Below are 14,623 nucleotides of genomic sequence, written 5' to 3' on the forward strand. Positions count from 1 at the left end.
TCTATATTAAAGTTGAATACCAAAACCTTGCAAACCAGTTTCTATTGCTGGTAAAATTTCTGTATTATCCCAAATTCCTGTAACAATTGTTCTTGAATATTCTTCAGGAAGCAAACCATTTTGCATTAGTTTACTGGTTAATTTGTAATTATAATCTAATGTTTTATGTGTAAAGTTAAAACTATTATCGGAATCGTCTAAAATTGCATACCAAACAGTTGGGTTTCCATCATTTGCTGGCATTCCAATAACTCCAGGATTTAACCAAAGTTTCTTTTTTTCTTGATGATGAAAAGGCAAACCACAATGTCCACCGATAATTACATCTGCATTTGTGGCTTTAAAATTCGGTTCTTTTATTGCCCAATCTGTAGATTTAAAAATAAATTCTGATACATTAAAATAAGAACCATGCACAACAGTTACGTTCTTTTTTGCATATTCAAATGAAATATGATTAGGAATCGTTTTTAAAAATTCTAACGAATTTTCAGACAATTTACTTTGTGCATAAGGATACCAAAGTTGAGAAAACCCATCACATCTAGAACCTTCTCTAAAATCGCAACCACAATCTTCCGCATTTTCTCCTAATTGAATTTCTACATTTCCAGCAATACTATTTACTCCCCATAATTTTAATAATTGGACAGTTTCTTCAGGTTGCGCACAATAACCTACAATATCGCCAGTACAAATACAATTTTCTGGTGGAATATTTTCTTTTTCAGCAATTTGTTTTAAAGCTTCTAACGCTTGTAAATTGCTGTAAACTCCTCCGAAAACAAGTGTTTTACCAGATATTTTACCTAAATGCTTTATTTCTTGATCCATTTTGGAATAAAATATAAAATGATACAACTTAAAATTCCCCAAAGATTTATCCAAAGTAAATCTGCATATTTTCCTTCTGTAAAAATAAGTGATTCAGGGAATAATTTAAACACTAACAATAGTCCAAAAATCAAACCACAAATTACACTCAAATAAAAGCTGATTCTTGGCACTTTTATATTCCAAAATATAAAAACGGGAGTTAATCCAATAACCATTGTTCCAGAAATGGTAGTTGCAGATAAAATTTCTGCGCCAAAAAATACGGGTAACGTTCCTAAAACAGCAACAATTATCATAGAAATTCTTCCGAAAGAAACTGTTTTACCTAAACCTAAATCCACAGATAATAATTTTGAAAACGAAGAAAAAGTAGAATCTAAAGTAGATGCTGCAGAGGTTATCATAATAAAATTAATAACTAATAAAATTACGACACCTAAAGCTTTACCAACTTCTACAGCTGCTTGTCCTTTCATTCCTTGTGATTGTGCATACACACCAATTACACTAAATAAAATAATACAAATGGCACCTAAAATACTTGCCCATAAAAAACTTCTACGCGTTACTTTTGGCGAACTTATAAAACCTCTGTCTGTTAAAACAGGATCGTGAAATGGATAACTAAAAGATTGAATAAGAGCCGCAAAAAAGAGATTTAAACCGAGTTCAAAACTCCATGTTCCTGAGGTAATTATTTCTTTCGTCGTAAATTCATCCGCAGAAAAAATAGTTGCTAAAATAATAATTAACAAAACAGAAAATAAAACCATTTGAATTACATCTGTAAAAATAGAACTACTTAAACCACCTTTTAAAGCGTAGCCTAAAGTTAAGATTGTAAACACCAAAATAGACCAATAATAGGAAGCACTATCTTGTTCTCCAAAATAACTTCCAATAACCATAGTGTTACTCCAAACCTCATTAAAAAGCCTAAAAGCAATCAAAATTGAGAAAACTGCCATCGCTTTTTTTCCAAATCTGGATGTTAAAAATTGATGAATACTTGTAAAACCACCTTTAACTCTTAATTGATAAATAACAATACCAGCAACCGCAAATGAAAGATAATAACCTGCATAAGCAACTCCACCAACAATTCCAAAAGACAAACCTAAATTTGCAGCATTTGTAATGCTTTTTGCAAAAATCCAAGAAATGATTAAACTCCCAGTTAACACCAAAGTATTAGGCGCTTTTTTCTTGTTCACAGCTTTAAAAAACTGATCTGTTGTTTTTGCAAGCGGAGATAAAAAGAACATAGCCAAACTGGATACTATTATTAGAGCCCACTGAACCCAAGAAGCCCACCCTAACCCTCCCAAAGGGAGGGAGCTCTCACTCATATAAATAAAGGATGTTAGCATGATATTTTTAAATTTTTATTTCACAACAATTTCCATAACAGTTTTTCCCTCCTTTGGAGGGATTAAGGGAGGCTATTCGTTCCACCAAACTTTTACGTCCAAACTATTTCCATTTGTTGCAGCTTCTGCTACTTTATAATTTTCTGCATTTAATGCACCTGCATCTGCAGGATAAGGCATTCTTACAGGAATTAAATTGTTATTTAAACTAGCAGCAACATTTTTTAAAGCAGGAAATCCTGTTCTTCTAAACTCAATCCAACTTTCGTAACCATTAATTGTATTTGCAATCCATTTTTGCGTAATAATTTGTTCTAAAGGCGTTTTTCCTGCTGCGTTTAAATTGGCATTTCCAGCCAAATAAGTGGCAGGTAAATTTGTGTTCCAATATTCAAAAGCCAAAGTAACTCCATTGTTATATAAAGTTTCCATATTTGTGGTAATCAATCCTTTTTGAGCAGCTTCTGCTAATAGAAAACTCGTTTCCCAAGCTGTCATAAAATTAGCATCTAAAGAAGACGTGTCTTCTCTAAAAATTGTACCAACTAAAGAATAATCATCTGGAGATGGAGTAGTGGTAGAGGCATTAATTCCGTTAATTAAACCATTAAATTCATTTGAAGTTGAATTTGCAAATGGCTGATAAAAATTACCAACTCTATTATCATTTAAATCAGCAAAAATCTCTTCAGCAGTTTCCGACATTATAAAGTTTGTAAAATCTCCATTTCTTAATTGTGCAAATCTAAAACTATTTGGAGCCGTATTTGTAAAATCGAAAGTGGCGTTTTCGCTATTATTTTTGATGTAATTTCCACTCGTAAAAATAGTTTGTAATTGATTCGAAACATCAACTTTATTGGAAATACGAACTAAATATTTAATTTTTAAAGAATTTGCAAAACGTACCCAAGCATCTAAATCTCCGTTAAATAAAATATCTCCTTCCAGAGAAATTGCTGCGGAATAAGCATTTATAGCAGCGATTCCTTTGTCTAAATTATCTAAAATTCCTTTTTCATTTTGATAAATGTCTTCTTGTAAATCGTATTTCGGAGTTACAGTTCCATCCACACCATTAAAAGCTTCAAAATAAGGGACATCACCAAAAATATCTGTCAATGCTGCAGCCATATATGCTTTTAAAATTAATGCAGGCCCTTCATAAACAGCGAAAGATGGCGTTTCACGAGATTGTTTTAGCAGAATTTCATTATCACGTAAATTCGTAAAAAATATCGGCCAAGGATTTCCACCCAATTGCGGACTTTTTAAATCGTGTCTGTCAAATAAATTGAAATCTAAAAGCGCATAATGCTGTGATAATAAATTTCCCGCAGCAAAACCCTCATAACTCATTTGTTCCCCATAATCGTAAATAACTTGTCTTAAAAGAAGACTTGGTTGTACAGAAACTGGTGAATTTTGGTTTGTATTAATTTCTTCAAAATCTTTGGTGCAACTTGCAAATGTAATTGCAAAAATTGCGATGGTATATATAATTTTTTTCATTTTTTATGTTTTCTGTCATTTCGACTTTATGGAGAAATCTAATCGTATATAAAAGATTTCTCCATAAAGTCGAAATAATAAATTTGTTTTTAGAAATTAAACCCTAATTTAAATCCTAAACTTCTACTGGTAGCGTAACTCATATCTTCTACACCACTTACAAAACCATTTCCTTGAACTGCTAATTGTTCTGGATCGAAATGAGGATTTTCTGTAATTACAAATAAATTATTTCCTATGAAAGAAAGGTTTAAAGTAGAGGTGTCTTTCAATCCTAAAAAGCCTTCTTTTAAGTCTAATTTATAACCTATTGAAAATTGACGTAATTTTAAAAAAGAAGCATCATACACATTGTTTTCTTCGTGATTTCTGTCGTAAAATTGTCTGTAATAACTTTCTGCACCAACTGCAACTGTATTTGGTTGGCCAGAATTTACATTTATTCCTTGTGCAACAATTCCTGCATCTGGTCTAAAAGCAGTCTCTGCTAATTGGCCACCAACATTTCCTAAAGCACTTGTTCTTGAAACAATTTCTCCACCTTGTCTCCAGTCAAATAAGAAACTTGCATTCCAATTTTTATAGCTGAAACTATTGTTCCATCCTAAAGTAAAATCAGGATTATAATTTCCAATTTTCTTCAATGTATTATCTGCAATATAAGTTCCATCATCATTAATTAAAAATTCTCCATTTTCGTTTTTTCGATAACCAGTTCCATACATGTCACCAACGCTACCACCTTCTTCTACTTGAAAATATACTGTCTGATTTGCACTGTCGTAAATTCTACTGTAAGCCAATGTTAAACGTCCATCTTCTTGTGGTAAATCTTTAATTATAGATTTGTTTGTTGCGAAATTGAAAGTAGTATTCCATCTAAAGTTTTCATTTCTAATTGGAGTTCCTCCTAAAATAACTTCCACACCTTGCGTATTTACACGACCACCATTTACAACTTGCTGATTATATCCTGATGAAATTGCAATTGGCAAAGAAATAATTTGATCTTTTGTTGTTGAATTGTAATACGTGAAATCTACATTCAAACGATCTTTAAAGAAACGTAAATCTGCTCCAAATTCATAAGAAGTGGTTACTTCTGGTTTTAAATTTGCATTCGGAATAAAATCTTGATTGCTAAAAGTTGGTTGTCCATTAAAGGCAGTTTGTGAAACAAAAGCACCAGAAGTTTGATACGGATTTGTATCATTACCAACCTGTGCAATACTTGCTCTTAACTTCGCAAAAGAAATACTTTCAGGCAATTCTGTAGCATTTGACAAAATAAAACTTGTAGAAACTGATGGGTAAAAGAAAGAAACACCATCCACAGAAAAAGGAGTTGCCAATGCACTTGACCAATCATTTCTTCCAGTAATATCTACATATAAATAATCTTTGTAACCAAATTTTGCAATTCCGTATAAAGAGTTAATTCGTTTTTTAGAATTAAATTGAAAAAATTCAACAGGCGAAGCAGCATTATTTAAACTAAAAATTCCTGGTTGCGCTAAATTAGTTGTTTGTGCTTGTTTTGTAGATGAAGTTTGGTCTAATCTATTTCCTCCAAAAGAAGCATCGAAAGAAAAATCACCAAAATTATCTGTATAATTTATTAAGAAATCTGTATTTATTTCTCTGTAAAAAACATCGTGTTCTGCATAGGCTCCATTTGCGAATCGGTTTGAACTAAAATTACGATTAAATTGTCTTTTTTCTGAAGAATAATCCATTCCAGATCGAAAAGAAACACTTAATTTATCGGTAAATTTATGATTTATAGCAATGTTTCCAAAAACACGATCTCTATTAAAAGAGTTGGTGTTTTCATTTAAAATGAAAAAAGGATTGTCGAAATACCTATAATTAAAATTGTATTGTTGTACGCCTTCCAAACCAGGTTGCCAATAATCTCTTAAACTATCGATGTTTAAAGATCTTGGTCCCCAAGCCACTAAAGAATAATTTACATTTTCACTTCCATAACCGTTTGAAGGCCTATTATCGCTACTTGAATTTACATAATTAATAGTAGAAGTAATTCGTGTTCTTTCTGTAGGATTAAAATTCGTTTTTAAAGCCACAGTTTTACGTTCTAAATTTACCCCAGGAATAATAGATTCACTATCTAAATTAGTAAAAGACAATCTGTAAGAACCTCTTTCAAAACTATCATTTATAGAAATATTATTGATGGTTGTAACTCCAGTTTGATAAAAGTCTTTTAAATTATTTGGGTTCGATTTGAATAATGTTGGTGTAATTGCATTGCCACTATATAAAGAAGTATCTCCACCACGAACTACAGTTCCATCTGCTAAAGTTACAGGAGAATCGAATTGAGGAATTAAATTTCCAGCATCTAACCTTGGTCCCCAAGAATAAGAAATTACATCATTAACTCCACCTCCAAGTCCATTTCCATAAGCAAAGTTACCACCATTTCCTTGACCATATTCATTTTGAAATTCTGGCAAACGAAAAGCACTATCAAAAGTTACAGAAGAATTAATGCTAATTCCCAAACCTTTTTTCTTGCTTCCGTCTTTTGTATTAATTACAATAACTCCATTAGAAGCTCTTGTTCCATACAAAGCAGCAGCACTGGGTCCTTTTAAAACAGTTACAGATTCTATATCATCTGGATTTACTTCCATGGCTCCATTTCCAAAATCAATTTCTTGAAAACCGGTTGCAGATTCATCTGTAAAGTTGAAAACTGTATTGTTGTTTATTGGTGTTCCATCTACAATAAAAAGTGGATTGTTATTAGAGAAAGAAGCTTCACCACGAATGGTTATTTTTGATGAAGAACCAACACCAGTTGCACCTTGTGAAATTGTTACACCTGCTAATTTTCCTGATAAATTATCTAAAAAATTGGCGGTTTTAACTTCTGTTAATTCTGCAGATTTTAATTCTTGTACAACATAACCTAATTCTTTGGTTTTTCTATTTAAACCCAAAGCTGTCACTACAATTTCATTCAAACTTGTTTCATCTTCTTCTAAAGAAATGTTGATGTTAATCCGATTGCCAACCGTAATTTTTTGAGTTTTATAACCTAAATAAGAAAAGGTTAAAATATCTGAAGTTGAAGCTACATTTATAGAATAATTTCCATTTTCATCTGTAGTTGTTCCATTTCCTTGTTCATTGGAAACACTAACGACTGGTAATTTTTCTCCAGAATTTTTATCGGTAACTGTTCCTGTAATTTTAGTTTGTGCAAAATTTATGCTCACGAATAGCATAAAAATCCACATAAAAATATGTTTCATTTAGTAATTTTTGTGTAAAATAATTTGTTGATTTTTAGTATTGATACTAACAATACAATAGATAATTACGCAAAAATAATAGGTGAACCTTTATTGAAGTTTGGAGAATAAAATACTTTTTTTATGTTGAAAAAAGTAGAAAAAACAAACGTCTTTTTAGAGATGATATATCTTTTTAAAAGATTTAAAATTGACGTTGAAATCCTTTTAAAACTATCAAGTATAAACTGAATATCTTCTAATTTATCAATATCATTTAAGATTTCTAAAAAGGAAATTTCTAAATTTTTAGATTTTGAAATTGATGTAATACATTTTTGTAAACGATTGGTTTGCCAAGGTAATTTTAAGAACGTTTTTTTATTAAAATGTTCTTTTCTAATTCCCATTAAATAAAAACCACCATCTTTAGATGGTCCTAAAACCAAATCGTTAGAAGATAAATTGGTTTCGGTTTCTAATAAATGACGCACTTTTAAATGTGGTGTATCATTCCCAATAGTAATTACATTGTCGAAACCTTTGTTAAAAAGTGTTTCTACTGCATTAGAAAAACGCTCTCCAAAATTGTTTCCAACTTGCTCTTTTTCAGAAAAAAGAAAGTGTTTAATTCCAGATTTTTCTACCGTTTTTAAAGTTTGATTATTTAATGCAGAAAAAATTTCAGTAGAAAGAAATGATTTTCTTTCCGTTTCTTTTTCAGCAGAATTTGCAAAAATTAATATGGCAGTTTTGTTATTCAAATACTTGTTTTTATGCTACAACACCTTGACAGCTACTTCCTGCACCAGCAGTACAACCATAACAATGTTGATTGATAATAATATTTCTGTCTTGTAATAATTCTTCGTTGTAATCTTTAATGTGTTTTACTTTACTTGCTACTTTTAAATTTAGCATTTGATTAAAATCGCAATCAAACAACCAACCATCCCAACTTATAGAAAGTGTATTTGTACACATTACGTTTTCCACAGCTGAAGGATTGTATGCGTCTAACAAAGAATGCATATAATCTTCATAATTATCTGAAGCGATTAAATAATCTAAAAAACGACTAATTGGTAAATTTGTAATTGCAAAAAGACTATGGAAATCGATATCAAAATCTTCTTTCAACGCTTTTTTGAAATCATTTTGTAGTGCCATTTGATCTCCAGGTAAAAATGCTCCTGAAGGGTTATACACCAAATCTAATTTTAAATCAGATCCAGGCATTCCATAACCCACTGCATTTAATTCTTGCAATGCTTTTATAGATAAATCGAAAACGCCTTCTCCACGCTGTTTGTCTGTTTTTCCACGAGTCCAATGTGGCATTGACGAAACTACGTGTACATTATGTTTTTTGAAGAATTCTGGTAAGTCGTAATATTTTTTATTTGCTCTAATAATTGTTAAGTTAGAACGTACAATAAAATCTTTAATTCCTGCTTTTGATGCTTCTTCTACAAACCATCTAAAATTAGGATTCATTTCTGGAGCTCCACCAGTTAAATCTAACGTGTGTGCTTCCGTTTTTTGAATGACTTCTAAACACTGTTTCATCGTGTCTACAGTCATAATTTCTTTTCTATCTGGACCAGCATCTACATGACAATGTTCACAAACCTGGTTACACATATATCCCAAATTTATTTGTAGAATTTCTAGTTTTTTAGGACGCAAAGGAAAGTGACCAGTTTCTTTAATTTTTGCCGCAAATGTTGGTAATTCTCCGTTTGCGAAAATTCCGTTTGAAAGAATTTCCATTTGACGTGAGGTATTTGCAATATCGTTATTTCTTGCTTTAAGTGATTTTGTAGCCATATATGCTGAACTTGTTTCAGTATCTTTTTAAAGATGGTTTATAGTATTTACGAAGAAAATTGTGTTTTGGTTTTTAGTAGGAATGAATATAGTTGGCTTTAGATTTCTGCCTGCGCAGAAATAAGCGACCTCTAAAATTTTTGCGAAGAGCAAAAATTAGAGTCTGCTTACATTTCTAGCTTATTTACTTTATTCATCATTTGAACTCCATGCACTAAAGTTGCACCACTTTTAATTGCGGCACCCACATGAATTGCTTCCATCATTTCTTCTTTGGTAACGCCTCTTTGTAAAGTGTCTTTTGTGTACGCATCTATACAATATGGACATTGTTCTGTGTGTGCAACTGCCAAAGCAATTAAAGATTTTTCACGAGCAGTTAAGGCACCTTCTTCAAAAACTTTTCCATAATAATCGAAGAATTTGTTTCCAAGTTCTTCGTTCCATTCTGTAATTTTTCCGAATTTTCTTAAATCTGCGGAATCGTAATATGTTTTAGACATTTATTTTTTTTTGAAAATTAAAAAACGAAAGATAATAATTTATTTTCCGTTTAAACTCCAATCGTATTTTAAATAAGATGTTCTTGCGTTATTCTTAATTTCTATATTAGAATATTTATTTAAATAATCGATAACAGATCCATTTTTAGTGAAGTCTTCTTTAAACCAATCGAAAATTGAAGAAATTTGAACTTTCTTATTCGATATTTTATTTCTTGATGAATCGTTTACAAATTCTTTCATTAATTTTTCTAATGAAGCGTCTACATTTTCTTCTGTAAAAGCCATGTTTAATAATTTAGGACAAGAACCAGAGGCGCAATTTACACCAACATGAATTCTTGGGTCGAACAAGTTTTTACGTAAAATTTCGTGTTCTATATGGTCTAAAGTATACGTTTTTCCACCAACTTTAGCGAAAGGAATTTTCCAAGCGGTTTTTCCTTTTTCTTTGATATCCATAATACTTTTTAATGGATAGTTTTCTAATATTTTTTTGATTGTATAAGCGTTATAAGCATTAATCCAAAATGCTTTTTGTTTGTTTTCTGACCAAGAATTTTCTGGCGAAGTTTTTTCTAAATAAGAAATGTAAATGTCTAATTTTGCTTTGTCTTCTTTAAATGATTTGTAATCTACAATTCCGTCTTTGGTAACGTGCTTTTGAAGTAAATCGTTAAAAATAGCTGTTTGAGCATTTGCTTGACTAAATGTAAAAAGGGTTATAAGTGCTAAAAGTATTTTTTTCATTGTATGTTTTGTTTGTTGTTTTTTTAGACGAAGATTTTTTTAATTGATTACAAGTATACCTTCAAAGTTATTAAATAATGTGTTTAGTTTTAGACTTGCTATTATTTAATTGATTGGTTTAGCCCTGATTGAACGGTTTGTTTGAGCTCTTTTTTATTCTTTTTTGAATAAAAAAAGCGAGTAGTGAAAGCAGGAAATAGCTTCAAATAAAAATGATTATTTTTGCCGACAACTAAACGAATAAAAATAGTAAAAATGAAAGCATATATATTTCCTGGTCAAGGAGCACAATTTACAGGAATGGGATTGGATTTGTACGAAAAGTCGCCTTTAGCACAAGAATATTTCGAGAAAGCGAACGATATTTTAGGGTTCTCTATTACAGATATTATGTTCGAAGGAACTGCAGAACAATTAAAAGAAACGAAAGTTACACAACCTGCAATTTTCTTACATTCAGTAATTTTGGCGAAGGTTTTAGGAGACGATTTTAAACCAGAAATGGTTGCTGGACATTCTTTAGGAGAATTATCTGCATTGGTTGCAAACGGAGTTTTGTCTTTTGAAGACGGATTAACATTGGTTTCTAAACGTGCTTTGGCAATGCAAAAAGCGTGTGAAGCTGCACCTTCTACAATGGCTGCAGTTTTAGGTTTGGACGACCATATTGTTGAAGAAACTTGCGCAGAAATAGATGGAGTAGTAGTGGCTGCAAATTACAATTGTCCTGGACAATTGGTAATTTCTGGAGAAATTGAAGCGGTTGAAAAAGCGTGTAAAGTATTAACTGAAAAAGGAGCAAAAAGAGCAATTTTATTGCCTGTTGGTGGAGCATTTCACTCACCAATGATGGAACCTGCAAGAGAGGAATTAGCTGCTGCAATTGAGGCAACTGAATTTAGCGAACCAACTTGTCCAGTTTACCAGAATGTAACTGCAAGTGCTGTTACAAGTGCAGATGAGATTAAGAAAAATTTAATGATTCAGTTAACTGCGCCTGTAAAATGGACACAATCTATAAAAGCAATGATTGCTGATGGTGGAACCGAATTTATAGAAGTTGGACCAGGGAAAGTTTTACAAGGTTTAATGCGTAAAATAGATAGAAGTGTTGCTGCGAGTGGAGCTTCTTTGGCAGAATAAGCAATCGTATTTAATATAATGAAATTTAAAGATCATAGGAAACTATGGTCTTTTTTTTGTTTAGAAATTATCTGTTACCAATTGTCGAATGAAATGAACCTTTAAAGAATTGGTTATATGATTTTATGTTTTAATAAATGATTTTTGAGTTTAATAAATAAATTTTAGAGAGTTAAAAAACTGTTTAAGTTAGGTGTTTTTCCTTACTGTGAAAATTATTTTTCTCTAATATTTGTAACAACTTTTAAAAATTAAATTATGAAAACAAAATTACTATTAATTTTAACATTGTTAAGTTTAACAATCTATTCTCAAACTTCTGTGCCAGATGATGCTTTTGAAACTTACTTAGAAACACACGACGCTTCTGGTAATGTTGTTACAGTTGGAGATGCTAATAGTTTAGGAGATGGAACAGATGGTAATAATTTGGTAACTACTTCAAAAATTGATACTCTTAAAACTTTATCCTTATCTTTTTTAGGAATTGAAAAGTTAGATGGTATCGAAGATTTTGCAGCTTTAGAAAGTTTTACTTTTGATGGAAATAATGTAGCTTTAACAGATGTAGATTTATCGGAGAATTTAAATTTAAAATCTATAATTATTAGAAGTTTTCCAAACCTCACAAATTTAAATATTACTGGTTTAACGAGTTTGGAAGATTTGACTTTAAGAGGTTCTACAATAATAACATTTTTAGATTTTACTGCTTTATTAGGGTTGAAAAAAATACACATTGGAGATTTCTCTTCTTTAACTTCTTTTAATATTTCTAATTTAACAAGTTTAGAAGAGTTTATATTCCAAAAATCAAATGCGATGAATTCTTTAGATTTATCGACATTAACTGGGCTAAAAAGAGTTTATATTTCTAATAATACTTTATTATCATCTGTAACATTAAAAACAGGAACTACAGCAAATATAGATATTGTACAGCTTTTGGGAAATACAATGTTAACTTGTGTAGAGGTAGATGCTGGTATTCCAATTAATGGATTAACAACTTGGTATCAACAACATGGACCAATATTTAATGAAGATTGTGCAAATCCAGCAACTTATATACCAGATGATAATTTTGAAGCATATTTAGAGGCCAATAGTATGGGTAATGGAATTGCTAATGATGATTTGGTAACAACATCTAATATAAATACAATTACTGCATTAGATGTTTCTAATCAATCCATATCCGATTTAACAGGGATTGAAGATTTTATAGCATTAACAGAATTAAAAGCAAATACAAATACAATCTCGACAGTAAACCTTACTGAGAATATAAGCTTAGAAAAAATTTACTTAAATAATAATACTCTAACTGAAATAAATGTATCAAAAAATATCGGTTTAAAGCAATTATGGGTTAGAAGTAATACTATAAAAAACTTAGATGTAAGTAGTAATGTCGCTTTAGAATGGTTGGTTTGTAGTAGAAATAATATAGAAAATTTAGATTTAAGTGTAAATACAGCTGCTGGTTTTTTGGAATTGCACACCAATAATTTAAAAACATTGAATTTAAAGAATATTTCGAATACAACTATTTCTTATTTTGATGCTAAATTGAACCCAAATTTATCATGTATCCAGGTAGATGATTCAGCTTATTGGACAACAAATTTTGCTACTCAAATTGATGCAACTTCTTCTTTTAGTGTAAACTGCAATTACCCAACCACAAATGTGCTAGATGCCGCTTTTGAAAATTATTTAGAAACCCATGATAGAAATGGAAATGTAGTTGCCTTGGGTCATATAAATAGTATGGGGAATGCAATTGCAAACGATGGGAAAGTTTTTACCCACAGAATAGAAACTGTAATAAAATTAGATATTCAAAGTCCAAATACAATCGCAGATTTTACAGGTTTAAAAGATTTTAGAGATTTAGAAATTTTTGGCTACTTGTTTGGGAATGTTTTTTCTACAATAGATTTTTCTTCAAACCTAAAAATGAAAAGAATTACACTAGGCTTAAATGCAGCTTTAACCAATGTAACTTTTGGTAATTTACCAGATGTAGAATACATACAATTGGGTAGTGATTTAGTTGCAAATGTAGATTTAAGTGGTTTACCTAAATTAGAAGAATTTAAAAGTTTAAATGGCAAACTTACTTCTTTAAATACTGCTGCTAACTCAAATTTAAAGAGACTTACTTTAGCGAATAACTTAATAACTTCTTTAGATTTATCTACTAATATTTTATTAGAAAGACTTAATGCTACAAACAATAAATTAACGAGTTTAAATTTAAAAAACAATGCAAATAATTTAATTCAAACAGGTTTTTTTAATATTAGAAATAACCCTGGTTTAACTTGTATTGAAGTAAGTGATGTAGCATATGCAAATGCTAATTGGACAGCTAAAGATACACAACACAGTTTTAATACAGATTGTTCTGCAGTTTGGTCTGTTATGACATCTTCTGCAACCACAACTGTATTATTAACAATTACAGGTTTAGATGCAAATAATGATGGAGCTATTACTGTTGCAGAAGCAGCAGCTTTTACTGGAGATGCAAATGGAGAGTTAAATTTAAGTGGAACAGGAATTACAGATGTAGAAGGCTTACAAGCATTTACTAGTATTTTACAATTAGACGTTTCTGGAAATGGAATTACAGATTTAAGTCCACTTACCAATTCTACTTTTGGATTAATCGCAAAATCTACAGGAAAAACAAAAACAATACGAAAAACAACAGCAATGGCTTTGGAAACGATTGTTTTAAATGATAATAGTTTCGAAGTTTTAGATTTTAATACCTTAACAAACTTAAAAAATGTAGATATTAGTAACAACCCTAATTTGGTAACTGTAAGTTTTCAAAATGGAAACAATGCAAATATCATTTCTTTCAATTCTAAAAACACACCAAAACTTACTTGTATTTTAGTTGATGATGTAAATGCTAGTAATTTATCTACTTGGCAAAAAGATGCTAAAAATACATTTGTTGCAAGTGAAGCAGAGTGTAGAGCAAAAGTGCTTTCTACAAATACTTACGATTTAAATTCTTCCATAGAAATGTTTCCAAATCCAGTAACAGATATGTTAACTTTAAAATTGAATAATTCAAATTCAATTAAAAAAGTAAAAACTTATACAGTGTTAGGTAAATTAGTGTCAGAAACCACTTCTAAAAATATTAATTTCTCAGAATTTTCTGACGGAATATATATTGTTAAAGTAATTACAGAAAAAGGAATAATTACAAGAAAGGTTATTAAAAAATAAAATTTTAAACTTTATTTGATTGTAAAAGTTATTTTTTACTCAAGCACTTTTACTATAATTAGAATACTTCTTTATAGTATCAAAGAAGCACTTTATAGAATAGCCATAGTAAATCTTTTAACAAGAAATTATATTTACAGAACTATAGAAAAAGAAAAAG

The 14,623-nt window shown here is 30.4% G+C and carries 10 protein-coding genes; 2 read left to right on the forward strand and 8 right to left on the reverse strand.

The features are described from left to right. Positions 1 to 6: 6 nt before the first annotated feature. The 8 genes from H9I45_RS13740 to H9I45_RS13775 all read right to left on the reverse strand — a co-directional run bounded on the left by H9I45_RS13740 (position 7) and on the right by H9I45_RS13775 (position 10,065). Positions 7 to 834 carry a metallophosphoesterase family protein gene (locus tag H9I45_RS13740; RefSeq protein WP_088354027.1) on the reverse strand — a complete coding sequence of 276 codons (828 nt, stop codon included), beginning with the start codon at positions 832 to 834 and terminating at the stop codon, positions 7 to 9. After that, positions 819 to 2,186, reverse strand: coding sequence for a sodium:solute symporter family transporter (locus H9I45_RS13745; protein WP_088354028.1), 1,368 nt, complete (start codon positions 2,184 to 2,186; stop codon positions 819 to 821). Before H9I45_RS13745 ends, H9I45_RS13740 begins: the two co-directional genes overlap by 16 nt. 93 nt (positions 2,187 to 2,279) lie before the next feature. Then, positions 2,280 to 3,719, reverse strand: a complete 1,440-nt coding sequence (locus tag H9I45_RS13750) for a SusD/RagB family nutrient-binding outer membrane lipoprotein (protein ID WP_088354029.1) — start codon at positions 3,717 to 3,719, stop codon at positions 2,280 to 2,282. Between the two features lie 89 nt (positions 3,720 to 3,808). Further along, entirely contained in the window at positions 3,809 to 7,003 is a 3,195-nt protein-coding gene (locus H9I45_RS13755) for a SusC/RagA family TonB-linked outer membrane protein (protein WP_088354030.1), read from the reverse strand. A 65-nt stretch (positions 7,004 to 7,068) separates the two neighbouring features. Then, entirely contained in the window at positions 7,069 to 7,746 is a 678-nt protein-coding gene (locus tag H9I45_RS13760; protein ID WP_088354031.1) for a DUF2064 domain-containing protein, read from the reverse strand. 10 nt (positions 7,747 to 7,756) lie between these two features. Next, positions 7,757 to 8,812 (reverse strand): arsenosugar biosynthesis radical SAM (seleno)protein ArsS, encoded by a 1,056-nt coding sequence (gene arsS / locus H9I45_RS13765; protein ID WP_088354032.1) that lies wholly within the window; start codon positions 8,810 to 8,812, stop codon positions 7,757 to 7,759. 167 nt (positions 8,813 to 8,979) lie between these two features. Beyond that, the gene (locus tag H9I45_RS13770; protein ID WP_088354033.1) at positions 8,980 to 9,315 is read right to left on the reverse strand and encodes an arsenosugar biosynthesis-associated peroxidase-like protein; all 336 of its coding nucleotides are present in this window, start codon (positions 9,313 to 9,315) and stop codon (positions 8,980 to 8,982) included. A gap of 39 nt (positions 9,316 to 9,354) precedes the next feature. After that, positions 9,355 to 10,065 carry a DUF547 domain-containing protein gene (locus H9I45_RS13775; protein ID WP_088354034.1) on the reverse strand — a complete coding sequence of 237 codons (711 nt, stop codon included), beginning with the start codon at positions 10,063 to 10,065 and terminating at the stop codon, positions 9,355 to 9,357. Positions 10,066 to 10,320: 255 nt separating this feature from the next. Here H9I45_RS13775 and fabD point away from each other — a divergent pair, with 255 nt between their 5' ends. Both fabD and H9I45_RS13785 read left to right on the forward strand, forming a co-directional pair. Continuing rightward, a complete protein-coding gene (gene fabD, locus H9I45_RS13780) occupies positions 10,321 to 11,208 on the forward strand; it encodes an ACP S-malonyltransferase (RefSeq protein WP_088354035.1) in 888 nt (295 codons plus the stop codon). A 258-nt stretch (positions 11,209 to 11,466) separates the two neighbouring features. Next, positions 11,467 to 14,463: a T9SS type A sorting domain-containing protein gene (locus tag H9I45_RS13785; protein ID WP_191141230.1), complete on the forward strand. Its 2,997-nt coding sequence runs from the start codon at positions 11,467 to 11,469 to the stop codon at positions 14,461 to 14,463. The last annotated feature ends 160 nt before the right edge of the window (positions 14,464 to 14,623 follow it).

Source organism: Polaribacter haliotis (assembly GCF_014784055.1).
Taxonomy (GTDB): domain Bacteria; phylum Bacteroidota; class Bacteroidia; order Flavobacteriales; family Flavobacteriaceae; genus Polaribacter; species Polaribacter haliotis.

Excerpts from the sequence above, each read along its gene's own strand:
- H9I45_RS13785 (WP_191141230.1), top strand. The coding sequence starts at position 11,467 with ATGAAAACAAAATTACTATTAATTTTAACATTGTTAAGTTTAACAATC.
- fabD (WP_088354035.1), top strand. The coding sequence starts at position 10,321 with ATGAAAGCATATATATTTCCTGGTCAAGGAGCACAATTTACAGGAATG.
- H9I45_RS13770 (WP_088354033.1), bottom strand. The coding sequence starts at position 9,315 with ATGTCTAAAACATATTACGATTCCGCAGATTTAAGAAAATTCGGAAAA.
- H9I45_RS13775 (WP_088354034.1), bottom strand. The coding sequence starts at position 10,065 with ATGAAAAAAATACTTTTAGCACTTATAACCCTTTTTACATTTAGTCAA.
- arsS (WP_088354032.1), bottom strand. The coding sequence starts at position 8,812 with ATGGCTACAAAATCACTTAAAGCAAGAAATAACGATATTGCAAATACC.
- H9I45_RS13750 (WP_088354029.1), bottom strand. The coding sequence starts at position 3,719 with ATGAAAAAAATTATATATACCATCGCAATTTTTGCAATTACATTTGCA.
- H9I45_RS13755 (WP_088354030.1), bottom strand. The coding sequence starts at position 7,003 with ATGAAACATATTTTTATGTGGATTTTTATGCTATTCGTGAGCATAAAT.
- H9I45_RS13740 (WP_088354027.1), bottom strand. The coding sequence starts at position 834 with ATGGATCAAGAAATAAAGCATTTAGGTAAAATATCTGGTAAAACACTT.
- H9I45_RS13745 (WP_088354028.1), bottom strand. The coding sequence starts at position 2,186 with ATGAGTGAGAGCTCCCTCCCTTTGGGAGGGTTAGGGTGGGCTTCTTGG.